Origin of the sequence: Mesorhizobium sp. M1403, from assembly GCF_040317695.1 — a bacterium.
GTDB lineage: Bacteria > Pseudomonadota > Alphaproteobacteria > Rhizobiales > Rhizobiaceae > Mesorhizobium.
Genome location: NZ_JAMYKY010000001.1, coordinates 561,895 through 585,250, shown reverse-complemented (window position 1 = coordinate 585,250; position 23,356 = coordinate 561,895). Strand labels below are relative to the sequence as shown.

Genomic DNA, 23,356 nt, shown 5'->3' with positions numbered 1-23,356 from the left:
GGTTTACTTGCCGTCAGCGGCGATACGCACCTTGATCATGCGATCGGGGTCGGTCACCGTCCCGTTCTGCGCCGCTTCGCCTTTCTTGATGTGGTCCACCAGCTCCATGCCGCTGACGACATTGCCGACGATGGTGTACTGGCCGTCGAGCGGCGGTGCCGGCGCGAACATGATGAAGAATTGCGAATTGGCGGAATTCGGATCGTCTGAGCGGGCCATGCCGACCACGCCGCGCTGGTAGTGCTCGGTGCTGGAGAATTCGGCCGGCAGGTCGGGAAGATCGGAACCGCCGGTGCCGACGGCGTCGGCATTGAAGCCGCTCTTCATATTGCCGAACTTGACGTCGCCGGTCTGCGCCATGAAGCCGTCGATGACGCGGTGGAAGGCAACGTTGTCGTAGGCGCCCTGGCGCACCAGCTTTTTGATCTGCGCGACGTGCTTCGGCGCAAGGTCGGGCCTCAGCGCGACGGTCACGTCGCCGTCCTTCAGCGTTACGATCATGGTGTTTTCCGGATCGGCGGCAAAGGCCGACACGGATGCCGTCACAAGACCGGCAAGCACGGCAAGCAAGAAGGCAAGCTTTTTCAGCTGCATGGGATCTTTCTCCGAATATCTTCGTTCATGCATGTCGTTACCCAAAACCGGGCTCCACTTTTGAGCGACATGCATTTATTTCGCGAATTTGGCGGTGAGCGCGCCGGCCACGGCCGCCGGCACGAAGTGGCGGATGTCGCCTCCCATCGAAGCTATCTGGCGCACAAGTGTGGCGGTAATGGTGCGCACCGAGGGGCTGGCGGGCAGGAAAACCGTCTGCAGCTCAGGCGCCATGGTCTCGTTCATGCCGGCCATCTGCATCTCGTAGTCGAGATCGGTGCCGTCGCGCAGGCCGCGGATCATGATCGAGGCGCCATGCTTCCTGGCCGCGTCGATGACCAGACCGTCGAAGGCGACCACTTTGATGCGCGCACCGTCGCTGCCGAATTCCGCCTTCGTTGCCGTTTCGATCAGATCGACCCGTTCCTCGAAGGAAAACAATGGCTTCTTGCCGGGATGGATGCCGATCGCCGCATAGATGGTGTCCGCCACGGCCAGCGACGCCTTCAGCACGTCGAGATGGCCGTTGGTCAGCGGGTCGAAAGAGCCGGCATAAAGGGCGATGCGTTCGGTCATGGCAGGTGCTTCTAGCGAGCCTCTCCCCTAAAGGCAAATCCGATCGGCAGGCCCGCCCCATGAACCTTTTGGCCGACGTGAACGACAGATGAATGTGCCGCTCACAACGGCTTCACGCAGTGTTCACTAAGTTGCAGCTTCGAAAGATGAAACCAAACACCCATCTAACCGTTGTTAGGCGCAGGAGAACACGCACATGCTGATCTACATGCTCGCCACCGCAATGACCGTCGCCATGCTGATCGCTACCGTATTCGGGTTGCATCAGGAAGCACAGCGAGTCCGCGCCAAGGCCAATACCAAACGGTTCGAAGGCTTCGGCATCCGCAAGCCTTATCGCCACTTCTAGATTGCTGGGGTTTCTTGAGAACGCCGGCCCATAGGGCTGGCGCCGTCGCGGCAAACTCACTCGACGGTAGTGTCAGGCTCCCCACCTTCGGCATCGGTAGCAGCGCCACCTTCAGCATCGACACTCTCTTCGATCTCTTCGTCGGCTTGCGGCTCTGAAATCCGCTCCACCGAAACGACCTTCTCGCCCTCTGCGGTATTAAAGATCGTAACGCCCTTGGTGGCGCGGCTGGCAAAACGAATGCCGTTGACCGGGACGCGGATGACGGTGCCGCCATCCGAAACCAGCATGATCTGATCGTCATTGCCGACCGGGAAAGTCGCCACCAGGCGGCCGATTTCGGCCGTTTTCGACACGTCGGTGGCGCGGATACCCTTGCCGCCACGGCCGGTCAGACGGAAATCGTAGGACGACGAACGCTTGCCGTAGCCATATTCCGTAACCGTCAGCACGAACTGCTCATGTGCCTTGAGGAATTCGTAGCGCTCGTCGGAAAGCTCCGCCTCTTCGCCGACCTCCTCATTGGTAAGCTGGATTTCTTCCTCCTCACCGGCGGCAATGTCGACGACAAGCCGACGTTCAGCCACCACCCGCTTGAGGTAGGCGGCCCGCTCGGCCGGCGGCGCATCGACATGCTCGATCACCGCCATCGAGATCACCCGGTCGCCATCGGCCATGGCTATGCCGCGTACACCGACCGAATTGCGGCTCTGGAAGACGCGTACGTCGCTGACCGAAAAGCGAATGCACTGGCCGGAACTTGCCGTCAAAAGCACGTCGTCATTGTCGGTGCAGGTTTCGACGCCGAGGATCTCGTCGCCTTCCTCGTCCAGCTTCATGGCGATCTTGCCGTTGCGGTTGACCTGGACGAAGTCCGAAAGCTTGTTGCGACGCACCGTGCCGCGCGTGGTGGCGAACATCACGTCGAGCTCGCCCCAGCTCGTCTCATCCTCCGGCAGCGGCATGATGGTGGTGATGCGCTCGCCCTGTTCGAGCGGCAGCATGTTGATCAGCGCCTTGCCGCGCGATTGCGGGTTGCCGATCGGGAGGCGCCAGACCTTTTCCTTGTAGACGATACCGCGTGAGGAGAAGAACAGCACCGGCGTGTGCGTGTTGGCGACGAACAGCCGGGTGACGAAATCCTCGTCCTTGGTCGACATGCCGGAGCGGCCCTTGCCGCCGCGGCGCTGCGCCCGGTAGAGCGACAGCGGCACGCGCTTGATGTAGCCGGAATGGCTGACGGTGACGACCATGTCCTCGCGCTGGATGAGGTCCTCGTCTTCCATGTCGGCCCCGCCCTCGGCGAGCTCGGTGCGGCGCGGTGTGCCGAACTCGTCGCGCACGGCGATGAGTTCGTCCTTGACGATCTGCTGGATGCGGGCGCGGGACGACAGGATGTCCAGGTAATCCTTGATCTCGTCGCCGATCGTATTCAGCTCGTCCGCGATCTCGTCGCGGCCGAGCGCGGTCAGGCGCTGCAGGCGCAGTTCGAGGATGGCGCGGGCCTGCTCCTCGGAGAGATTGTAGGTTCCGTCCTCGTTGATGCGATGGCGCGGATCGTCGATCAACAGAATCAGCGATTCCACGTCGCCCGAAGGCCAGCGCCGCTCCATCAACTGCTCGCGCGCCGTCTGCGGGTCCGGCGCCGTGCGGATCAGCTTGATGACTTCATCGATGTTGGCAACAGCAATGGCAAGGCCGACCAGCACATGGGCGCGGTCGCGCGCCTTGCGCAGCAGGAATTTCGTGCGCCGGCTGATCACCTCCTCACGGAAGGCGACGAACGCCTTCAGCATGTCGGTCAGCGTCAGCAATTCCGGCTTGCCGCCGTTCAGCGCCACCATATTGGCGCCGAAGGACGTCTGCAGCGGGGTGAAGCGGTAAAGCTGGTTGAGGATGACATCGGCGACGGCGTCGCGCTTCAGTTCGATAACGACGCGGTAACCCTGGCGGTCGCTCTCGTCGCGAATGTCGGAAATGCCCTCGATGCGCTTATCGCGCACCAGCTCGGCCATCTTCTCGATCATCGACGCCTTGTTCACCTGGTAGGGAACCTCGGTGATGACAATCGATTCACGGTCGTTGCCGCGTGGCTCGACGTTGACGCGGCCGCGCATGACGATGGAACCGCGGCCTGTCGAATAGGCGCTGTAGATGCCGGAGCGGCCAAGCACGATGCCGCCGGTCGGGAAATCCGGTCCAGGAATGATCTCCATCAGCGCCGGCAGGTCGATCGCCGGATTGTCGATGAGGGCAATGGCGCCGTTGCAGACCTCGCCCAGATTGTGCGGCGGGATGTTGGTGGCCATGCCGACGGCGATACCGCCGGAGCCGTTGACCAACAGGTTCGGGAAGCGCGCCGGCAGGACTTTCGGTTCGCTGCCCGACGCATCGTAAGTGTCCTGGAAATCGACGGTGTCCTTGTCGATGTCTTCCAGCAACTCATGCGCGACCTTGGTCAGCCGCGATTCCGTGTAGCGCATCGCCGCCGGCGGATCGCCGTCGATCGAGCCGAAATTGCCCTGCCCGTCGATCAGCGGAACGCGCAGCGACCAATCCTGCGCCATGCGCACCAAAGCGTCATAGATCGAGGCGTCGCCATGCGGATGGTATTTACCCATCACGTCGGCGACCGGGCGTGCCGATTTCACATATTTGCGGTTCCAGTGATAGCCGCTCTCATAGGCGGCGTAGAGGATGCGGCGATGCACCGGCTTGAGGCCGTCGCGCACGTCCGGCAGCGCACGGCTGACGATTACGCTCATGGCGTAATCGAGATAGGAGCGCTGCATCTCCTCGATGATGGATATCGGCTCGATGCCGGTGGGGCCGCCGTCGGCGCCGCGCGGTGTCTTTTGGTCGGTCAAATCGGATCACAATCTAATCAGGAATCACTTGGTGCTTATATAGGAAGCCGGCCCGAAACTCCAATAATCGCGGCAGTTTTCCAGTGTCGTTTTTAGCGGCAAATTCAAAAGGATACACCAATTGCGACGATATGGCCGTGGCACCCTTTCACGAGCGTCGCCGGCGGGCGCGATAAGTTCCCGGCGTCTCGCCCATCAGCCGCCGGAAACGGCGGTTGAAGGTTGATAGATCGTTGAAACCCGCCGCAAAGGCGATCGCCGAGATCGCCTGATCTGACGTCCGCAGCCGCACGGCTGCCCTGTGCAGCCGCGCTCTCAGCAGGAACTGATAGGGCGTCATGCCGGCAACGTGCCGGAAGGTGCGCAGGAAATGGTAAGGGCTGGTGGCGGTCTCGTCGGCGAGTTCGGCAAGCGAGATCGGCCGGTCGGCATCGATTTCGATGCGGCGCACCGCTTCGGCGACACGCTTCTGGTCACGGCGGCTTGGCGCCCGTCCCCGATCCGTATCGCCGCAAGCCGCTGTCACGGCTGCGCCGGCAATGCGCAGGGCGAGTTCCTCGAACGCGCCGGTGTCGGCCATCTCGCGCGCCGCCTCCGCTTCGGCGAGCAGCGGCACCAGCGCCGACAAAGGCGGCAGGCGCGGCATGCTGAAATCAAGCTGCTTTGCGCCCGCGTCGGCGACGATCCGCTCCATATAGGCCAGTCCGAAATGGAAGGAGAGGCAGCGGTCGCCGGTGCCATGCTCATGCCCGCATTCGTAGCAGGTGCCGGGATTGCCGAGCAGGAGCGCGCCCGGCGCCAGCATCGCCGTGCCCTGGCGCGCACGATAGCGGAACGTGCCGCTGGTCACGGCGGCGACGCAGAAATCCCGATGCTCCTCCTCGAATGGCCTGTCGGCGGCACTAGCGCTGCAGACGACATCCAACACCTGCCAGCCTCGGCCCGACGCCAGCCTATGCGCGCTCGTCGTCATCGCCGAAACATAGCAATTTTTCCCAAGCGCAGAACCCCGGTCGGCCTCTATGCTTACCGGTCTCCTGACAAGATGAGAGCGAAGCCATGTCCAATTCCTTTGCCAAGGCCCTGCACAGCGATGGGCCCGTACCGGCCCTTGCCGAGAAACTGAACCTTTATGGCCGCTTCGTCGGCGCCTGGACGTTCGACGCCACGCGCCATCTCGAGGACGGCCAGGTGCTGACCGGGCGCGGCGAAGTGCATTTCGGCTGGGTGCTCGAGGGCCGCGCGATCCAGGACGTATGGATCCTGCCCGCTCGCGACGCCGGCCCCTCGCCGTCGCTCGGCAAATGGACCTTCTATGGCACGACGTTGCGCGTCTATGACTCAGGCGTCGACGCCTGGCACATCTTCTGGAGCGACCCGCGCAACCAGTATTACAGCCGCCAGCTGGGCCGCGTCGAAGGCGACACGATCGTCCAATTGGGCGCAGACGGCACCGGCGCTTCGGTACGCTGGAGCTTTTCCCGGATCACCGGAGATTCCTTCCGCTGGCTGGGCGAGCGCTCGTATGACGACGGCGCCACCTGGCGTGTCGAAGTCGAGTTTCTGGCGCGGCGCGCCGCCAGCCCCTGATCCGCACGGTTTCCACTGGCACCGCTTTGCTCTACCAATCCCGTTATCCGGCATTGCCGGCGGGGAGGGTCAGCATGCCGAGCTTCGACAGCCTGTTCAACGCCTTCGTCACCATACTGGTGACGATCGATCCGCCCGGCCTGGCGCCGCTCTTCCTCGCCGTGACCCGCGGCATGAACCGCGAGGAGCGCAACCAGGTCTCCGTGCGCGCCTCGGTCATCGCCTTCCTGGTGATGGCGTTGTTCGCAGTCGCCGGCGCGTCGATCCTGTCAGTCTTCGGCATCACCCTGCCGGCCTTCCGCGTCGCCGGCGGCTTTCTGCTGTTCTTCATCGCCTTCGAAATGGTGTTCGAGCGCCGGCAGGACCGCAAGGAGAAGATCGGCGATGTCGCCATCACCAGGGACATGATCCACAACATCGCCGCCTTTCCGCTGGCGATCCCGCTTATTGCGGGTCCCGGCGCGATTTCGGCGACCGTCCTGCTCTCAAGCTCGTTTCAGGGTTTTAGCGCGCAGACAGCACTTGTCGGCATCATCGCGATCTGCCTTGTCATCACCTACCTGGTGTTCGTGCTGTCAGAGCGCATCGACCGTATCCTCGGCCAGACCGGCCGTTCGATCCTCACGCGGCTGCTTGGCGTCATACTGGCGGCGCTCGCCGTGCAGTTCGTCGCCGACGGCATCAAGGCACTGATGGCGACGTAGGAACCGCCCTACTTCGCCGTCTCGATCACTTCGAAGTCATGGGTGATCACGGCGGTCTTGGCCATCATTGCCGAGGCCGAGCAGTATTTCTCGATCGAAAGCTCGATCGCGCGCTTTACCTTGTCGTGCGACAGCGCCCGGCCCTTGACGACGAAATGCATGTGGATGCGGGTGAACACCTTGGGATCGGCTTCTGCACGGTCGGCATCGAGTTCGACGACGCAATCTTCGACCGCCTCGCGCCCCTTTTCCAGGATATGGACCACGTCATAAGCCGAACAGCCGCCGGTGCCGATCAGCACCAGCTCCATTGGGCTCGGCCCCGGCGTCTTGCCCTCCGGCCCGAACGCAGTGCCTAGCACCAGCTTGTGCCCACTGGCGGACTCGCCGACGAAAGTGCGCTCCTCGACCCATTTGACCCTTGCTTTCACTGATCCGTCCTTTCACCGCTCAAACGCACAACGTCCCGAAAATCCAAGACAGATTTTCGGGACGCCATTTCGTGGCCAAGGTGCTGGCGCTTTTCGCCGCAAGGGCAGTCCGCCCCGAGAAATCAGAACGGGATTTCGTCGTCCAGTTCGCGCGACGAACCACCGCCGGTGCCCTTGTTGGCGCCACCGCGATTGAAACTTTCTCCCGGGCCGGACTGGCCGAAATCGGACCCGCGGCTGGCACCACCACCGGCATAGTTGCCGACCTGGCCGCCGCCCTCGCCCCGTGCATCGAGCATCTGCAGCTCGCCGCGGAATTTCTGCAGCACGATTTCGGTCGTATAGCGGTCATTGCCGGTCTGGTCCTGCCACTTGCGCGTCTGCAACTGGCCCTCGACGTAGACTTTCATGCCCTTCTTCAGATACTGCTCGGCCACCTTGGCGATCTGATCGTTGAAGATCACGACATTGTGCCACTCGGTCTTTTCCTTGCGCTCTCCGGAAGTCTTGTCGCGCCAGCTTTCCGACGTCGCGATGCGGATGTTGACAACCGGGTCACCCGAATTCAGGCGGCGGATTTCAGGGTCCGCCCCGAGGTTGCCCACCAGAATGACCTTGTTGACGCTACCCGCCATGATACTTCTCCGCGCTCATCCGAAACCAGATTTCTGTCGCTGCACCTTACAGGCTATGGATAAGCCCTGCCTGCCGTCGCTGCCTTTTCCCACAACGTTTTTGTTCTCTTTTCGTTCTATAGTACAGGCCCTGCACTGTCAATAGTTGTCAGCAAGAAGTAGTGTCTTGGCGTCGAATTTCCACAGACTATGGGATCGAGGCGAACGCATGAAGACGGTTGCGCATGACGATCAGCCGCAAGAAGAATGGCGGGCGGGGGTAAAGACCCGAATGCATGTCTCGGCTCACAACGGCGCAACTCAACTTTGCATATTCGAACAATGGGTCGAACCAGCGGTTGGCGCCCCGACACATTGGCACCCGGTCGAGGAAGTGCTTACCGTCATCGCTGGCAAGGCCGAGATGTGGATCGACGAAGAGCATGTCGTCTTGACTGCCGGACAGTCGCTTGTTGTTGCCGCGCGCAGGCGACATGGCTTCCGAAACGTCGGGTCCGAAATGCTTCATATCCATGCCGTGCTCGCGTCATCAGTTTTCGAGGCGACGTTCAACGGATCCCCTGACATGGTGAGACGCTGGCTTCCAGCGAGTTTGTAAAACCTCGCCCGTCTTAAAAAACACCGCCTGTCTTAAAAACACGGCTTGCCAAACCGATAAGTATCGACTTATGCTTTTGACATGATCGAAGCAGAGATTTTTCGGGCACTGGCCGATCCGACGCGTCGCGCCGTCTATGAGCGGCTCGCCGGCGGCGAGATGACGGTGTCGGAACTGCGCACTGGCATGCCGGTATCGCAGCCGGCGGTATCGCAACACCTCGCCGTGCTGCGCGGCGCCGGCCTCGTGGTCGAGCGCCGGGCCGGTCGCAACGCCTATTACCGCGCCGATCCGAAGGGGCTTGCGCCACTGCTCGGCTGGATCGAACGCTACCGCGCGTTCTGGCCAGAGCGCATCGAAAGGCTCAAGACGGTTTTGAAGGACATGGACCAATGACCAGCCGAGGCAAAGAACGCGCGGAAATGGCGGCAGACAAGATCGAGTTCGAGTGCGAGCTGCCGGAGCCGCCGGAAAAGGTGTGGCGGGCGCTGACGGTGCCGGACCTGCTCGCGGCCTGGATGATGCCGAACGACATTGAACCAAAGATCGGTAGCCGCTTTGCCTTTAAAGCGCCGGAGGCGCCGATCGAATGCGAAATCCTCGACGCCGATCCCGGACGGCTGCTGCGCTATTCCTGGCGAGAACGGCCGGCGCCCGGCGATACACAGGCGCCGCCCGGCAGCCCGGTGGACAGCCCAATGGACGACAGCCCGGTGGACAGCATCGTCACCTTTACGCTCGATCGCACCGTTTCCGGCGGCACGCATCTGCGCATCGTCCATGATGGTTTTGCTCGGGCAGCGATGCCGGAGATCGCGATGGCAGGCGCCGGTTGTCGGCTTTCGTTTGAAGCGCGCAATCCCAGGCACAAGCAGATCGCCGCCAACATCCCGCGCCTCTTCCTGCGCGCGGCCTGAACGACAATAGTCAACGGAGAGAAACGATGAGCGGCCTTGCCAATCTGGTGCCGATGGTGATCGAGCAGTCGAGCCGCGGCGAACGCGCCTTCGACATATTTTCGCGGCTGCTGCGCGAGCGCATCGTCTTCATCAACGGCCCGATCGACGACGGCACCTCGGCGCTGGTCTGCGCCCAGCTTCTGTCGCTGGAATCCGACAATCCCGACAAGGAGGTCTCGCTCTACATCAACTCGCCGGGCGGCGTGGTGACCAGCGGTTTCGCCATCTACGACACGATGCAGTACATCAGCTGCCCGGTCTCCACCGTTTGTATGGGCTTCGCCGCCTCGATGGCCTCGTTCCTCTTGATGGCGGGCACGCCGGGGCGGCGCATCGCATTGCCCAACGCCAGCATCGTGCTGCATCAGCCTCTCGGGGGTTTCCAGGGCCAGGCCTCCGACATCCAGCGCCATGCCGAGGGCATCCTTCGCACCAAGCGGCGCATGACCGATCTTTACGCCCAGCATTGCGACCGCACCTACGAAGAAGTGGAACGCACGCTCGACCGCGACTTTTTCATGACCGCGCAGGAGGCGAAGGATTGGGGCCTCGTCGACCATGTTTTCGACACTCGCAAACAGGCCGCGTGAAGCACCTTCGAAGCGATATAAGGGCCGGCAACTTTCAGCGCCGCCGGTCTGGCTTCGGCGCTATCGCCGCACTATAGTCAGGTGATGACCGCCAGCCGTTCACCCAGCCTATACCTTGCCATTGCCGCCATTGTGGGCACGAACATGCTGGTGGGCACGGCATTTGCCCAAGATAATTCGACGTCGGCGCAAAGGGGCGCCCTGCCCGGTGTGACCAGCGACTATCGCATCGCCGAGCCAGCGCTGCAGCCCGAGCCCGACGGGGCGGTTCCCAGCAGCGGCTACGGCACATTCAAGATCGGCGATACCGAAGTTCGGATTTCCGGTAGCATCACCATCGATGTCGCCACCGGCGGGATCAGGCCTCCCAGCCGCTAAGTTCGCCTGGTATGCACCACAAATGTGCGCTTCAAACGAACAGCCCCGCCATTGCTTGTGCAACTGACGGGGCTTCTTGGATCTAAAATCCAAATTGCCGGGAGTGTACTGCCGGCTTTTTATTTCGGATGCTTCGCGGCATTCAGCCGACGATCCGACTAGCAGTCTCTGATTGTTGTGGGGATCGGCAGGTCAACGTTGGCAGGTAGCGCTAAACGCCTGACCTGGCTACTTATACCTGCCGCGGCTCCAGCGACACGTGGAGCCTCAAGGAACTATCCGGTGGAGTCATGCCTCTGCTCTCCTTCTGTTCGTTGCGACTGTCGTCGTCGAAGCGCTCATCGCATAACCCGCGGCGTCTCGCAGGCTAGCCCCAGGCCGCGAGGCCATCGAAAGACGGCCGGCTTCGTTGACGTTTGGAGTCTGCCCCCGTGACCCATGGACGTCAACCTTGAATAGCCGATTACCGAAAAATGTGATCGCGAGACGCATTGTGAAGCCGGCTGTACGGGCAGCTTTTGTCAGGAGCGTGTTCGGCCTTTGTTCTTTCCGCTTGCCCGTTCGCGCGAAAGGCGGTTAAACGCATTGGTCGAGAGTTGTGGCGTCTCTCGAAAAGGCGGCGAAATTACCTACATAGGGGGTGGTCGGGAAAACCCGCCCATCCCACGAATTCCAGATTCTGAGGCGGCGACCGGCGATGGCCGACCATAAATATCTCTCCATTCGCGGGGCACGCGAACACAATCTGAAGAATGTCGATCTCGACCTGCCGCGTGACAGCCTGATTGTCATGACCGGCCTGTCGGGGTCCGGCAAGTCGTCGCTTGCCTTCGACACCATCTATGCCGAAGGCCAGCGCCGCTATGTCGAGAGCCTTTCGGCCTACGCACGGCAATTCCTCGAGATGATGCAGAAGCCGGACGTCGACCAGATCGACGGCCTGTCGCCGGCCATCTCCATCGAGCAGAAGACCACCTCGAAGAACCCGCGCTCGACGGTCGGCACCGTCACCGAGATCTACGATTATATGCGGCTTTTGTTCGCCCGCGTCGGCATCCCCTATTCGCCGGCCACCGGCCTGCCGATCGAGAGCCAGACGGTTTCGCAGATGGTCGACCGGGTGCTTGCGGTCGAAGAGGGCACCCGGCTGTTCATCCTGGCACCGATGGTGCGCGGCCGCAAAGGCGAGTACCGCAAGGAACTGCTCGAGCTGCAGAAAAAGGGTTTTCAGCGCGTCAAGGTCGACGGCGTCTTCTACGAGATCGCCGACGTGCCGGCGCTGGACAAGAAGTACAAGCACGACATCGACGTCGTCGTCGACCGCATCGTCGTGCGCGGCGATCTGGCGACGCGGCTCGCCGATTCCATCGAGACTGCGCTGAAGCTGGCCGACGGGCTGGCGGTGGCGGAATTTGCCGACAAGCCGCTCGACGCCAGCCAGACCGGCGAGGATTCGGTCAACAAGTCGAAGAACGAGACGCATGAGCGCATGCTGTTCTCGGAAAAATTCGCCTGCCCGGTGTCCGGCTTCACCATTCCCGAGATCGAGCCCAGGCTGTTCTCGTTCAACAATCCGTTCGGCGCCTGCCCGACCTGTGACGGGCTCGGCAGCCAGCGCGCCATTGACGCCAGCCTGGTCGTGCCCGACGAGAATGTCTCGCTGCGTGCCGGCGCCGTCAGCCCGTGGGCGAAGTCGACCTCACCCTATTATGCGCAGACGCTGGAAGCGCTGGGCGTTGCCTATGGCTTCAAGCTCGGCGACAAGTTCAAGGATTTGAGCGAAGAGGCAAAGCAAGCCATCCTGCACGGCACTGGCGAGCGCGAAATCGCCTTCCAGTATGATGACGGGCTGCGCTCCTACAAGACGACCAAGACCTTCGAGGGCGTCATCCCCAATCTCGAGCGCCGCTGGAAGGAAACCGAATCCGCCTGGATGCGCGAGGAGATCGAGCGCTTCATGTCGGCCACGCCCTGCCCGGCCTGCCGCGGCTACCGGCTGAAGCCCGAGGCGCTCGCAGTCAAGATCGCCGGCAAGCACATTGGCGAGGTCACCGAGCTGTCGATCCGCAAGGCTGACCAGTGGTTCACCGATTTGCCTGCTTCGCTTAACGACAAGCAGAACGAGATCGCAGTGCGCGTGCTCAAGGAAATCCGCGAGCGGCTGCGCTTCCTCAACGATGTCGGTCTCGACTATCTGACGCTGTCGCGCAACTCCGGCACGCTGTCGGGCGGCGAGAGCCAGCGCATCCGCCTCGCTTCGCAGATCGGCTCCGGCCTGACCGGCGTGCTCTACGTGCTCGACGAGCCGTCGATCGGCCTGCATCAGCGCGACAATGCCCGCCTGCTCGACACGCTGAAGCATCTGCGCGACATCGGCAACACGGTCATCGTCGTCGAACACGACGAGGATGCCATCCTGCATGCCGACTACGTCGTCGATATCGGCCCGGCCGCCGGCATCCATGGCGGTCACATCATCGCCCAGGGCACACCGCAGCAGATCATGGCGACTCCCGCCTCGATCACCGGCAAATATCTGTCGGGCGAGCTCGAAGTGGCGACGCCTGCGGTTCGGCGCGAGGCGAAAAAGAACCGCCGGCTGAAGGTCGTCGGCGCGCGCGGCAACAATCTGAAGAACGTCACCGCTGAAATCCCGCTCGGCACGTTTACCGCCGTCACCGGCGTGTCCGGCGGCGGCAAGTCGACCTTCCTGATCGAGACCTTGTTCAAGGCGGCGTCACGCCGCATCATGGGCTCGCGTGAGCATCCTGCCGATCACGACCGCATCGAAGGGCTGGAATTCCTCGACAAGGTCATCGATATCGACCAGTCGCCGATCGGGCGCACCCCGCGCTCCAACCCTGCAACCTATACCGGCGCCTTCACGCCGATCCGCGACTGGTTCGCCGGCCTGCCGGAGGCCAAGGCGCGCGGCTACCAGCCGGGCCGTTTCTCGTTCAACGTCAAGGGCGGCCGCTGCGAGGCCTGCCAGGGCGACGGCGTCATCAAGATCGAGATGCATTTTCTGCCCGACGTCTATGTCACCTGTGATGTCTGCCACGGCAAGCGCTACAACCGCGAGACGCTCGACGTGCTGTTCAAGGGCAAGTCCATCGCCGACGTGCTCGACATGACGGTCGAGGAAGGCGTCGATTTCTTCGCCGCCGTGCCCGGCGTGCGCGACAAGCTGGAGACGCTGAAACGGGTCGGCCTCGGCTACATCCATGTTGGCCAGCAGGCGACGACTTTATCGGGCGGCGAAGCGCAGCGCATCAAGCTCGCCAAGGAACTGTCGCGCAAGGCAACCGGCAAAACGCTCTACATCCTCGACGAACCGACCACCGGCCTGCATTTCCACGATGTCGCCAAGCTGCTTGAAGTGCTGCACGAGCTGGTCGACCAGGGCAACACGGTCGTCGTCATCGAGCACAATCTAGAGGTGATCAAGACCGCTGACTGGGTTCTCGATCTTGGCCCCGAAGGTGGTGACGGCGGCGGCGAGCTGGTGGCGTCCGGCACGCCGGAGGACATCGTTCGCGAAAAGCGCAGCTATACCGGGCAGTTCCTGAGGGAATTGCTGGAGCGGCGCCCCGGAGGCAAGCGCGAAGCGGCGGAGTGATGGCAAAGAACGGTCTCATCACGGTCCAAAGCAGCTTCGGCGTGGCCGAAACCATCGATCGCCTGGTCGAGACTGTGGAACGTGCAGGATTGCTGGTCTTCGCCCGCATTGACCACGCCGCCGGTGCGCGCAATGTCGAAACATCACTGCGTCCAACCCAGCTCCTGATTTTCGGCAATCCCAAAGGCGGTACGCCACTGATGCAGGACCGGCAGCTTGCCGGCATCGATCTGCCGGTCAAGGCGCTGGCTTGGGAGGACGAGCAAGGCAAGGTCTGGCTCTCCTACAATGACGCACACTGGCTGGCGGAACGCCACGGCTTGGGCGACGCTAGCCGCAATGCCGTCGCTGCGATCGCCGCCGGCATGGACAAGGTGATTGCGGCCGCTGCCGGCGCGGGCCAGTTTTGATCATGAGAGCCGCTCGGGCCGATGATCTCCCTACGGTGATCTCGCTCACCACCGACGCCTACGCGCCCTACACTGCCCTGTTCGGAGCGCCGCCGATCCCCGTCACCGAGGACTATGCGCCGCGCATAGAACGCGGCGAGGTCTGGCTTTCGGAGCAGGACGGACAGCCGGCCGGCCTGATCGTTCTCGAACGGCACGATGACCACACAATGATCTTCAGCGTCGCCGTTGCGCCCGCCTTTCAAGGCAAGGGTTTCGGCATCGGGCTGCTCGACTGGGCCGAGCAACAGACGCGCCTGTGGAGCTTGCCTGAAATCCGACTCTACACCAATTCCAGAATGGAACGGAACGTTTCGTTGTATAAGGCCTACGGCTTTCGCGAAACGGGTCGCCGGCCCAATCCATATCGGCCAGGATGGACGGTCGTCGACATGGCGAAAGCCGTCGAGACGACCGCCATCGCGTGATCCTTTTCTGCAAACCGGGAGGACTACCATGACTCAATCAGGAACAATCCGCGCTGGCATGGGCGGCTGGACCTTCGAGCCCTGGGACACGTCCTTCTACCCGGACAAATTGTCGAAGGCCAAGCAGCTGAATTACGCCAGCCGGCAGGTGCCGACCATCGAGGTCAACGGCACCTATTATTCGAGCTTCAAGGAACCGACCTTCGTCAAATGGGCCAACGAGGCGCCGGATGGTTTCGTCTATTCGCTGAAGGGCAACCGCTTCGTCACCAACCGCCGCGTGCTCGGCGAGGCCGGCGAATCGGTGACGCGCTTCCTCGGGTCGGGCGTCGCGGCACTTGGCGACAAGCTTGGGCCGATCTTGTGGCAGTTCGCGCCGACCAAGAAATTCGACCCGGACGACTTCGAGGCCTTCCTCAAGCTATTGCCTGAGAAGCAGGACGGCGTTGCGCTGCGCCACGCGGTCGAGGTGCGCAACGACAGCTTCGTCGTGCCCGAGTTCGCCGCCTTGGCTCGCAAGCACAAGGTGGCGATCGTTTTTGCTGATCATGCTAAATATCCAGCGATTGCCGACGTCACCGGCGATTTCATCTATGCGCGGCTGCAGACCGGCAGCGACGACAATCCCGATTGCTATACGCCCAAGGCGCTCGACGAATGGGCGGCCCGTGCCAAGACCTGGGCTGATGGAAAGGTTCCGGCCGACCTGCCCCACGCCGACCCTTCAACCGACGCGCCGGTCAAGCCACGCGACGTGTTCGTCTACTTCATCACCGAGGGCAAGGTCCGCGCTCCATTCGGCGCCATCGCGCTGATGAAGCGGGTCGCAGGCTGACGCCCCCGCTGTCGGCGGTCCGGCTGGCCGGCTCCTAGATTACCGGCTATGCGGCGCGCTCGTCCGGACGCCGATCAACCCTGACGATCTCGTTGAAAGCATCGAGATCGACATAGAAGACCTTGGTGATCTCCGCGATAAGTTCGTCGTGTTCATATCCCTGCGATTTCAGAATGTTGATGGCGGTTATGATGTCGACACGCTCCGTGAGCCGTCGTTTCTGGTAGTCCTCGACATAGCGCTCCATCGTCTGCCCCTGGCTCCCAAGCACACGAAATGTTGGACGACAACAGATCGCTGGAGGGAGCGGCTTGCGCGCAAGCGGCCCGCGCCTTCCCCTGATCTGCCAATTTGGAACTGGTACGGAAAGCGGCCGACTCACCAAGGCCAAGCAAAATCTAGCACGCAATCTTCGGCGCGCCAGAGTTGCAAAGTAATAGAAGCAATAAGAATTCAGACGGTCAGGAATTTCCGCACGTCCGCCCGGTCGAGATCCTCGGCGGGGCCGGTATGGACGATCTGGCCGCGGTCCATGATATTGACCTCGTCGGCCAATTCCCGGCAGAAATCGAGATACTGTTCGACCAAAAGCACGGCAATGCCGGCTTGGTCGCGCAGATAGCGGATGGCGCGGCCGATATCCTTGATGATCGACGGCTGGATGCCTTCGGTCGGCTCGTCGAGCACCAGTAGTTTCGGCCGCATCACCAGTGCCCTGCCGATGGCAAGCTGCTGCTGCTGGCCGCCGGACAGATCGCCGCCGCGGCGCGCGAGCATCTGCTTCAGCACCGGAAACAGCTCGAAAACGTGACCGGGAATGTTGCGGTCCGCGCGCTTCAACGGCGCAAAACCCGATTCGAGGTTTTCCCGCACCGTAAGCAGCGGAAATATCTCCCTGCCCTGCGGCACGAATGCGATGCCCGACCGGGCGCGATCATACGCCGCGCTCCGGTCGAGCGCCTTCCCCTCGAAGGCAACACATCCGCTCGTCAGCCGATGATGGCCGACGATCGATCTCATCAAACTGGTCTTGCCGACGCCGTTGCGGCCGAGCACGCAGGTGATCTTGCCGGCGCCGGCCTTCAGCGAGACGCCGCGCAGCGCCTGGGCGGCGCCGTAATGCAGCGTGGCATTGGAGACTTCGAGCATGGTCAGCGCTTTCTCCAACGCCTGAAAAACGAAAGGTCGAAATGATGGAACGGAACGCGCCAGACCATGCTCATCTCCCCAGGTAGACTTCGACGACGCGCTCGTCGGCCGAAACGAAGTCGAGCGAGCCCTCGGAAAGTACCGAGCCTTCGTGCAGGCAGGTAACCTTGACGCCGAGCTCGCGCACGAAATGCATGTCGTGCTCGACGACGATGATCGAATGGTCGCGCGCGATGTCTCTAAGCAGCCGCGCGGTTTCCTCAGTCTCGGCGTCTGTCATGCCGGCAACCGGTTCGTCGACCAGCAGCAGCTTCGGATCCTGCGCCAAAAGCATGCCGATCTCGAGCCATTGTTTTTGGCCATGGCTCAAATTGGCGGCGAGTTCGTCGCGCTTGTCGCCAAGCCGGATGATGCCGAGAATGTCGTCGATCTGCCGCGCTTCCGCGGCCGAGCGACGATGGAACAGTGCCGGGAAGATCGAGCGCGGGCCTTTCAGCGCCAGCATCAGATTGTCCTCGATCGTGTGGCTTTCGAAGACGGTCGGCTTCTGGAATTTACGGCCGATGCCCATCATGGCGATTTCGGCCTCGTCGTGTTTAGTCAGGTCGACCTCGCCGTCGAAGAAGACCTCGCCCGCGTCGGGCCGCGTCTTGCCGGTGACGATGTCCATCATCGTCGTCTTGCCGGCGCCGTTGGGGCCGATGATCGCCCGCATCTCGCCCTTGTCGAGCACCAGCGACAGGTTGTTGATGGCGCGAAAACCATCGAAGGAAACCGACACGCCGTCGAGATAGAGGATGGTGTTGCTCTTCGACATCAGGCCATCACTCCGCCGGCTGCGGTTCGGCACCGGAGGCCGACCAGTCGCCCGGCCTTCTCGCCGCCGAGCGATCGGTTTTCGGCGGCACCGGCGTGTCAGGATCGGTGCCGGCCTCCTCGGCCACCGAGGCCGCCCGCATCGCCTTGGCATTGCCGCGCCAGGAATCCCACATGCCGATAATGCCCTTGGGCAGGAACAGCGTGACGGCGACAAACAGGCCGCCCAGCGCAAACAGCCAGAATTCCGGCAGCACGCCGGTGAACCAGGATTTACCGGCATTGACCAGAAGCGCGCCAATGATCGGTCCGACGATGGTGCCGCGCCCGCCGACGGCGGCCCACACCACCACCTCGATCGAATTGGACGGCTCGAACTCGCCAGGGTTGATGATGCCGACCTGCGGCACGTAAAGCGCACCGGCGATGCCGGCCATCACCGCCGACACGGTGAAGGCGAACAGTTTGACGTTCTCTGCCCGCCAGCCGAGAAAGCGCGTGCGGCTTTCGGCGTCGCGCACCGCCATCAAAAGCTTGCCGTATTTGGAACCGACGATTGCCCAGGTGACGAAGACGGCAAACGCGAGCATGACGGCGCTGGCCGCGAACAGCGCCGAGCGTGTCATGTCGGCCTGCACGTTGAAGCCCAGAATGTCCTTGAAATCGGTCAGGCCGTTATTGCCGCCGAAACCCATGTCGTTGCGGAAAAAGGCAAGCAGCAGCGCATAGGTCATCGCCTGGGTGATGATCGACAGATAGACGCCGGTGACGCGGCTGCGGAAGGCAAACCAGCCGAAGACGAAGGCGAGCAGGCCGGGCACCGCAAGCACCATGACCGCCGCGAACCAGAAATGGTCGAAGCCATACCAGAACCACGGCAATTCCTTGTAGTTCAGGAACACCATGAAGTCGGGCAGCAGCGGATTGCCGTAAACGCCGCGCGAGCCGATCTGGCGCATCAGGTACATGCCCATCGCATAGCCGCCGAGCGCGAAGAAGGCGCCGTGGCCGAGCGAGAGGATGCCGCAATAGCCCCAGACGAGATCGAGCGCCAAGGCGAGCAGTGCGTAGCAGAGATATTTGCCGGTGAGCGCCACGATATAAGACGGCACGTAGAAGGAACTTGTCGGCGAGACCGCAAGGTTGAGCAGCGGCACGACGATGGCGGCCGCCAGCAGGACGAAGATGGTGATGGCGACGCGACGATCGGCGCCGGCGGCAAAGAAACGTCCCGTGATCATGCTTCCACCGACCTGCCCTTGAGCGCAAACAAGCCGCGCGGGCGTTTCTGGATGAACAGGATGATCAGCACCAGGACGACGATCTTGCCGAGCACCGCTCCGGCATAAGGTTCGAGGAACTTGTTGACGATACCGAGCGAGAAGGCGCCGACCAGCGTGCCCCAAAGATTGCCGACACCGCCGAAGACGACGACCATGAAGCTGTCGATGATGTAGCCGCGGCCGAGATTGGGCGAGACGTTGTCGATCTGGCTGAGCGCGACACCGGCTATGCCGGCAATGCCGGAGCCGAGTGCAAACGTCAGGGCGTCGACCCACGGCGTCCTGATGCCCATCGAGGCGGCCATGCGGCGGTTGGCGGTGACGGCACGCATCTGCAGCCCCCAAGGCGTGCGCTTCATCACGTAGAGCAGCACCGCGAACACGCCAAGCGCGAATACCAGGATCCAGAGCCGGTTCCATGTCACGGCAAGCTGGCCGATATTGAACGAGCCGGACATCCATGACGGGTTGCCTACCTCCTGGTTGGTCGGCCCGAAGATGGTGCGTACGGCCTGCTGCAGGATCAGCGACACACCCCATGTCGCCAGCAGCGTCTCCAGCGGCCGGCCGTAGAGGAAGCGGATCAGCCCGCGCTCGATGACAAGGCCGACGAGCGCCGCCACTAGGAAGGCCAGCGGCAAGGCGATGACCAGCGACCAGTCGAACAGACCGGGAAAGGAATTCCGGATCACCTCCTGCACGACGAAGGTCGTGTAGGCACCGAGCATGACCATCTCGCCATGCGCCATGTTGATGACGCCCATGACGCCGAAGGTGATGGCCAGGCCAATCGCCGCCAGCAGCAGCACCGATCCGAGCGATATGCCGTACCAGATATTCTGGCCGGCATCCCACAGCGCCAGCGTCGAATTGATATTGGCGATCGCAGCCGTCGCCGCGTCCTTCACCGCACCTTCGGAATTGGCCTCTACCGACGTGAGCAGCGACACCGCATCGCGGTCGCCGCGCGCGCCGATGAGAGCGATAGCCGCCAGTTTGTCGGCCTCCGGCCTGTCGGAAACGAGAACCGACGCGGCGCGGGCATGTTCGAGCAGCGCCTTGACGCTTGCCACGCTCTCATTGGCGATGGCGGTGTCGAGCGGCTCGATGTTTGCCGCGTCCGGCGTCTTGAACATGGTGTCGGCGGCGGCAATGCGCACGGCCGGGTCCTTGGAGCCAAGCGTCAGTGTGCCCAGCGCGTCGCGGATGACGCGGCGCAGCGTGTTGTTGACTTTGATCTTGGTGATGTCGGCCTTGGCAGCTTCGCCCGATTTTTCGCCGGTGAGCGCATCGAGCAGCTCAATACCGTCGCCGCTCTCCTTGCCGACAAAGACCAGTGAATCGGCCTTGCGGACATAAAGGCTGCCCTCCGCAAGCGCGGCAAGCGGCCGTTCGACGGCCGGATCGCCGGAAGCCGCAAGCTCGCGCACGACGGCTTCGATCGCCGGAAAATTGGCGGCAGTGGCGAATTTGGCGATGACGGCGCGCAGATCTGCTTCGCTGGCGTTCGACGGCAGCAGCGCCCCCAGGAGGAGCAGCAGCATCAGGCCAATCGCGCGGATCAGGATCATCGGTTTCTGGTGGCTCTTGGAGGTTGAATGTCGCCTCCGGGCAGGCTGGAGAAAGGAGCCCGCCCGGAGGCTTTGCGGTCTGGGAGGACAGACCGGGAGGATTAGTTGGTTCCCTTGCCGCCGCATTTGCCGGTGGCAACGTTGAAGTTGCCGCAGGATAGAGGCGCGCGCCAATCGGAGATCAGGTCCTTGGAGTCGGGCAGGTAGTCGGACCATTCGTCGCCCATCACCAGGCCCGGCGTCTGCGAGACGGTTTCGAACTGGCCGTCGGCCTGGATTTCGCCGATCAGCACCGGCTTGGTGATATGATGGTTCGGCATCATGGTCGAATAACCGCCGGTCAGGTTCGGCACCGAGACGCCGACCATGGCGTCGATGACCTTGTCCGGATCGGTGGTACCGGCCTTCTCGACCGCCTTCACCCACATGTTGAAGCCGATATAGTGGGCTTCCATTGGGTCGTTGGTGGTGCGCTTGTCGTTCTTGATGAATTTGTGCCAATCGGCGATGAACTTCTCGTTCTCGGGCGTGTCGACGCTCTCGAAATAATTCCAGGCGGCGAGATGGCCGACCAGCGGCGCGGTGTCGAGACCGGCAAGTTCTTCCTCACCAACCGAGAAGGCCATGACCGGAATATCCTCGGCCTTGATGCCCTGATTGCCGAGTTCCTTGTAGAACGGCACGTTGGCGTCGCCGTTGACGGTCGAGACGACAGCGGTCTTCTTGCCGGCCGAGCCGAACTTCTTGATTGCCGAGACTTCGGTCTGCCAGTCGGAGAAGCCGAACGGCGTATAGTTGACCATGATGTCTTCGGCAGCAATGCCCTTCGCCTTCAGATAGGCTTCGAGAATTTTGTTGGTGGTGCGCGGATAGACATAGTCGGTGCCTTCGAGCACCCAGCGCTTCACCGAACCGCCATCCTCGCTCATCAGATAGTCGACCGCGGGAATGGCTTGCTGGTTCGGCGCCGCACCGGTGTAGAACACGTTGCGCTCGCTCTCCTCGCCCTCATATTGGACCGGGTAGAACAGGATGTTGTCGAGCTCGCTGAACACCGGCAGCACCGATTTGCGCGACACCGAGGTCCAGCAGCCGAACACCGCCGCGACCTTGTCCTTCGAGATCAGCTCCCGCGCTTTTTCTGCGAACAGCGGCCAGTTGGAAGCCGGATCGACGACCACCGCCTCGAGCTTCTTGCCGAGCAGGCCACCCTTGGCATTCTGCTCTTCGATGAGCATCAGCATGGCGTCCTTCAGCGTCGTCTCCGAGATCGCCATGGTTCCCGACAGCGAATGGAGGATGCCGACCTTGATGGTGTCGTCGGCCGCCTTGGCGGGAATGCTCATCAGCAGGCCGGCGGTGACCACGCCGGCCGAAAACATTTTTGTTATTGTCGAGAAACTGCCCCTCATACTTTTAAACTCCCAAGCTGGTTAACTGCATCGGAACAGACCATGCAACGGCTGTGCCAATCACCGGAGCAAAATCGGAGGATCTGAGATTTCCCAGCTCTGTCAGTCGGTTAATGCATTAGCCGCAGGAGATGAACCTCGCCTGCCAGGTTCGAAATGAGAAAAGATCACCCGTATCAGCCTAAGTTTTACTCATATACAGGCCAATGCCCGAATTTTGAGCAGCATCATTTGAGCGCTGGCGAGGATTGCAGCGCCGCAGCGAAATGGGGCAAGTTCGAACCCTTAAACGAGCGACGCCATGGCCTTCCGAACGTCTTGCATTTTCATCACCATGCTTCTGCTGGCGACGACGACCGTAGCGCGCGCTGGCTTCAGCGACGGCAAGCTGCCGGACGGCCCCTATCATTGCGAAGTCTATCTGCTTGGCATGTTCCTCAGCCTCGGCGACATCACCATCAACGGAAACGTCTATAGCGGTCCGGTGAGCTTCGGCACCGCGACGCAGAGTTATAATTATCAGATGGATGCAGACGGCGTGATCACCTGGCTGGGTCCGCTCGGCGGCTACACCGCCGGCGGCAACTCGATCTCGCTTACGCAAGCGACGCTGGAAAGCGGAACCACCCCCTCCTTCGACATCATCATGAAGCAGCCGGACGGTGCCTTTACCGCCTCGACCTGCACCAAACGTTGAAAAAAATATGCGCAACCTCGTGAGAATTAGCACCGGAAGGCAGAAAGCCGCTAGCTCTCCGCCGCCACGTCGAGCGCCAGCCGGGTCATATTGGTGAAAAGCCCCTGGCGTTCGGCATAGTCGGTCTGCTCGCCGGTTGCCACATTGTCGACGACGGTCAGGATCGACAGTGCCCGAGCACCAAAATCGGCCGCGATGCGGTAGAGCGCGCTGGTTTCCATGTCCACGGCGAGCGCGCCCTGTGCCTGCGCTTCGGCAAAGCGCTCACGCCCCTGCGGATGATAAAAAATATCGCTGCAGATGGTCAGGCCGGCCCGCTGGTCGATGCCGAGTTCGGCGGCCCGGGTCAACGCCTGGGCCAACAATGCCGGATCGGGGCTGGCGTTGGCACGATAGAGCCCGAAACTCTGAACGTTTTCTGAGCTTTCACCGCGCACCGATTGCGCGATCACCAGACTGCGCAGCGCCAGCTCGGCGGTCAGCCCGCCGCAGGTGCCGGTGCGGATCAGTGTTTTCGCACCATAGAAATCCAGCAGCTCGTGCACGTAGACCAGGAATGACGGGACGCCGATGCCGGTGGACTGGATGCTGATAGGCTTGCCGCGAAACAGGCCGGTAAAACCAAGCGCGCCGCGGCGGCGGTTGACGCAGCGCGGCGCCTCCAGAAAAGTCTGCGCCATCCATTCTGCGCGCTGCGGATCGCCCGGCAGCAGCACCGTGCTTGCGTAGTCGCCCTTGCTGGCCTCGTTGTGTGGCGTCACGGCATGCTTTCCAAAACCCGTCGCCCGTTTCGCCTGCAATCATGGCAGTCTCACGGCATTGCGCA

At 62.2% G+C, this 23,356-nt stretch carries 26 protein-coding genes; 13 read left to right on the top strand and 13 right to left on the bottom strand.

Features of this window, described 5'->3' with window-relative positions:
* Nucleotides 1-3: 3 nt before the first annotated feature.
* Nucleotides 4-594, bottom strand: a complete 591-nt coding sequence (locus tag NKH01_RS02935; protein WP_023717789.1) for a peptidylprolyl isomerase — start codon at nt 592-594, stop codon at nt 4-6.
* 75 nt (nt 595-669) lie between these two features.
* Nucleotides 670-1,170: a pantetheine-phosphate adenylyltransferase gene (coaD, locus tag NKH01_RS02930; RefSeq protein WP_023717790.1), complete on the bottom strand. Its 501-nt coding sequence runs from the start codon at nt 1,168-1,170 to the stop codon at nt 670-672.
* A gap of 196 nt (nt 1,171-1,366) precedes the next feature.
* Here coaD and NKH01_RS02925 point away from each other — a divergent pair, with 196 nt between their 5' ends.
* Nucleotides 1,367-1,519: a hypothetical protein gene (locus tag NKH01_RS02925; RefSeq protein WP_023717791.1), complete on the top strand. Its 153-nt coding sequence runs from the start codon at nt 1,367-1,369 to the stop codon at nt 1,517-1,519.
* A gap of 56 nt (nt 1,520-1,575) precedes the next feature.
* Here the strand turns inward: NKH01_RS02925 and gyrA are convergent, their stop codons facing one another.
* Both gyrA and NKH01_RS02915 read right to left on the bottom strand, forming a co-directional pair.
* Complete coding sequence (gene gyrA, locus NKH01_RS02920; protein ID WP_023717792.1) at nt 1,576-4,386, bottom strand: DNA gyrase subunit A; 2,811 nt, start codon at nt 4,384-4,386, stop codon at nt 1,576-1,578.
* 148 nt (nt 4,387-4,534) lie between these two features.
* Complete coding sequence (locus tag NKH01_RS02915) at nt 4,535-5,359, bottom strand: helix-turn-helix transcriptional regulator (protein ID WP_353018874.1); 825 nt, start codon at nt 5,357-5,359, stop codon at nt 4,535-4,537.
* An 86-nt stretch (nt 5,360-5,445) separates the two neighbouring features.
* Here NKH01_RS02915 and NKH01_RS02910 point away from each other — a divergent pair, with 86 nt between their 5' ends.
* Both NKH01_RS02910 and NKH01_RS02905 read left to right on the top strand, forming a co-directional pair.
* Nucleotides 5,446-5,976: a hypothetical protein gene (locus NKH01_RS02910; protein WP_352855366.1), complete on the top strand. Its 531-nt coding sequence runs from the start codon at nt 5,446-5,448 to the stop codon at nt 5,974-5,976.
* Between the two features lie 74 nt (nt 5,977-6,050).
* Nucleotides 6,051-6,680: a MarC family protein gene (locus NKH01_RS02905; RefSeq protein ID WP_023717795.1), complete on the top strand. Its 630-nt coding sequence runs from the start codon at nt 6,051-6,053 to the stop codon at nt 6,678-6,680.
* Nucleotides 6,681-6,688: 8 nt separating this feature from the next.
* Here the strand turns inward: NKH01_RS02905 and NKH01_RS02900 are convergent, their stop codons facing one another.
* Together NKH01_RS02900 and NKH01_RS02895 are read right to left on the bottom strand one after the other, a co-directional pair.
* On the bottom strand, nt 6,689-7,111 hold the full coding sequence (locus NKH01_RS02900; protein ID WP_352482253.1) for an OsmC family protein: 423 nt from the start codon (nt 7,109-7,111) through the stop codon (nt 6,689-6,691).
* Nucleotides 7,112-7,233: 122 nt separating this feature from the next.
* Nucleotides 7,234-7,746 (bottom strand): single-stranded DNA-binding protein, encoded by a 513-nt coding sequence (locus NKH01_RS02895; RefSeq protein ID WP_023717797.1) that lies wholly within the window; start codon nt 7,744-7,746, stop codon nt 7,234-7,236.
* 208 nt (nt 7,747-7,954) lie between these two features.
* On the opposite strand from NKH01_RS02895, the gene NKH01_RS02890 reads away from it, so the two are divergent.
* From NKH01_RS02890 to NKH01_RS02850, 9 genes are all read left to right on the top strand, one after another.
* The gene (locus tag NKH01_RS02890) at nt 7,955-8,344 is read left to right on the top strand and encodes a cupin domain-containing protein (RefSeq protein WP_353018871.1); all 390 of its coding nucleotides are present in this window, start codon (nt 7,955-7,957) and stop codon (nt 8,342-8,344) included.
* 81 nt (nt 8,345-8,425) lie between these two features.
* Nucleotides 8,426-8,740: an ArsR/SmtB family transcription factor gene (locus NKH01_RS02885; RefSeq protein WP_023717799.1), complete on the top strand. Its 315-nt coding sequence runs from the start codon at nt 8,426-8,428 to the stop codon at nt 8,738-8,740.
* Entirely contained in the window at nt 8,737-9,261 is a 525-nt protein-coding gene (locus NKH01_RS02880) for an SRPBCC family protein (RefSeq protein WP_023717800.1), read from the top strand. The genes NKH01_RS02885 and NKH01_RS02880 overlap by 4 nt, the downstream gene beginning before the upstream one ends.
* 26 nt (nt 9,262-9,287) lie before the next feature.
* Nucleotides 9,288-9,893, top strand: a complete 606-nt coding sequence (locus NKH01_RS02875; RefSeq protein ID WP_353018868.1) for an ATP-dependent Clp protease proteolytic subunit — start codon at nt 9,288-9,290, stop codon at nt 9,891-9,893.
* Nucleotides 9,894-9,977: 84 nt separating this feature from the next.
* Nucleotides 9,978-10,271: a hypothetical protein gene (locus tag NKH01_RS02870; RefSeq protein ID WP_352789227.1), complete on the top strand. Its 294-nt coding sequence runs from the start codon at nt 9,978-9,980 to the stop codon at nt 10,269-10,271.
* Nucleotides 10,272-10,968: 697 nt separating this feature from the next.
* Nucleotides 10,969-13,890 (top strand): excinuclease ABC subunit UvrA, encoded by a 2,922-nt coding sequence (gene uvrA, locus NKH01_RS02865; protein ID WP_352482249.1) that lies wholly within the window; start codon nt 10,969-10,971, stop codon nt 13,888-13,890.
* Complete coding sequence (locus tag NKH01_RS02860; RefSeq protein WP_023717804.1) at nt 13,890-14,300, top strand: DUF302 domain-containing protein; 411 nt, start codon at nt 13,890-13,892, stop codon at nt 14,298-14,300. The genes uvrA and NKH01_RS02860 overlap by 1 nt, the downstream gene beginning before the upstream one ends.
* Complete coding sequence (locus tag NKH01_RS02855) at nt 14,297-14,767, top strand: GNAT family N-acetyltransferase (protein ID WP_352482247.1); 471 nt, start codon at nt 14,297-14,299, stop codon at nt 14,765-14,767. The genes NKH01_RS02860 and NKH01_RS02855 overlap by 4 nt, the downstream gene beginning before the upstream one ends.
* Before the next feature lie 28 nt (nt 14,768-14,795).
* Entirely contained in the window at nt 14,796-15,602 is an 807-nt protein-coding gene (locus NKH01_RS02850; protein WP_352482246.1) for a DUF72 domain-containing protein, read from the top strand.
* 46 nt (nt 15,603-15,648) lie between these two features.
* On the opposite strand, the gene NKH01_RS02845 is transcribed toward NKH01_RS02850, so the two are convergent.
* From NKH01_RS02845 to urtA, 6 genes are all read right to left on the bottom strand, one after another.
* Nucleotides 15,649-15,849: a hypothetical protein gene (locus NKH01_RS02845; RefSeq protein WP_023717807.1), complete on the bottom strand. Its 201-nt coding sequence runs from the start codon at nt 15,847-15,849 to the stop codon at nt 15,649-15,651.
* A gap of 206 nt (nt 15,850-16,055) precedes the next feature.
* A complete protein-coding gene (urtE, locus tag NKH01_RS02840; protein WP_353018864.1) occupies nt 16,056-16,751 on the bottom strand; it encodes an urea ABC transporter ATP-binding subunit UrtE in 696 nt (231 codons plus the stop codon).
* 70 nt (nt 16,752-16,821) lie between these two features.
* The gene (urtD, locus tag NKH01_RS02835) at nt 16,822-17,568 is read right to left on the bottom strand and encodes an urea ABC transporter ATP-binding protein UrtD (RefSeq protein ID WP_352789221.1); all 747 of its coding nucleotides are present in this window, start codon (nt 17,566-17,568) and stop codon (nt 16,822-16,824) included.
* Nucleotides 17,569-17,575: 7 nt separating this feature from the next.
* Nucleotides 17,576-18,808: an urea ABC transporter permease subunit UrtC gene (gene urtC, locus NKH01_RS02830; protein ID WP_353018862.1), complete on the bottom strand. Its 1,233-nt coding sequence runs from the start codon at nt 18,806-18,808 to the stop codon at nt 17,576-17,578.
* The gene (urtB, locus tag NKH01_RS02825; RefSeq protein ID WP_352494573.1) at nt 18,805-20,421 is read right to left on the bottom strand and encodes an urea ABC transporter permease subunit UrtB; all 1,617 of its coding nucleotides are present in this window, start codon (nt 20,419-20,421) and stop codon (nt 18,805-18,807) included. Before urtB ends, urtC begins: the two co-directional genes overlap by 4 nt.
* A 101-nt stretch (nt 20,422-20,522) precedes the next feature.
* Nucleotides 20,523-21,833, bottom strand: a complete 1,311-nt coding sequence (gene urtA / locus NKH01_RS02820; RefSeq protein ID WP_353018860.1) for an urea ABC transporter substrate-binding protein — start codon at nt 21,831-21,833, stop codon at nt 20,523-20,525.
* A 301-nt stretch (nt 21,834-22,134) separates the two neighbouring features.
* Between urtA and NKH01_RS02815 the strand changes: the two genes are divergently transcribed.
* Nucleotides 22,135-22,530, top strand: a complete 396-nt coding sequence (locus NKH01_RS02815; protein ID WP_352908355.1) for a hypothetical protein — start codon at nt 22,135-22,137, stop codon at nt 22,528-22,530.
* Nucleotides 22,531-22,580: 50 nt separating this feature from the next.
* Here NKH01_RS02815 and NKH01_RS02810 read toward each other — a convergent pair whose 3' ends face one another.
* Entirely contained in the window at nt 22,581-23,291 is a 711-nt protein-coding gene (locus NKH01_RS02810) for a purine-nucleoside phosphorylase (RefSeq protein ID WP_353018856.1), read from the bottom strand.
* Between the last annotated feature and the right edge of the window lie 65 nt (nt 23,292-23,356).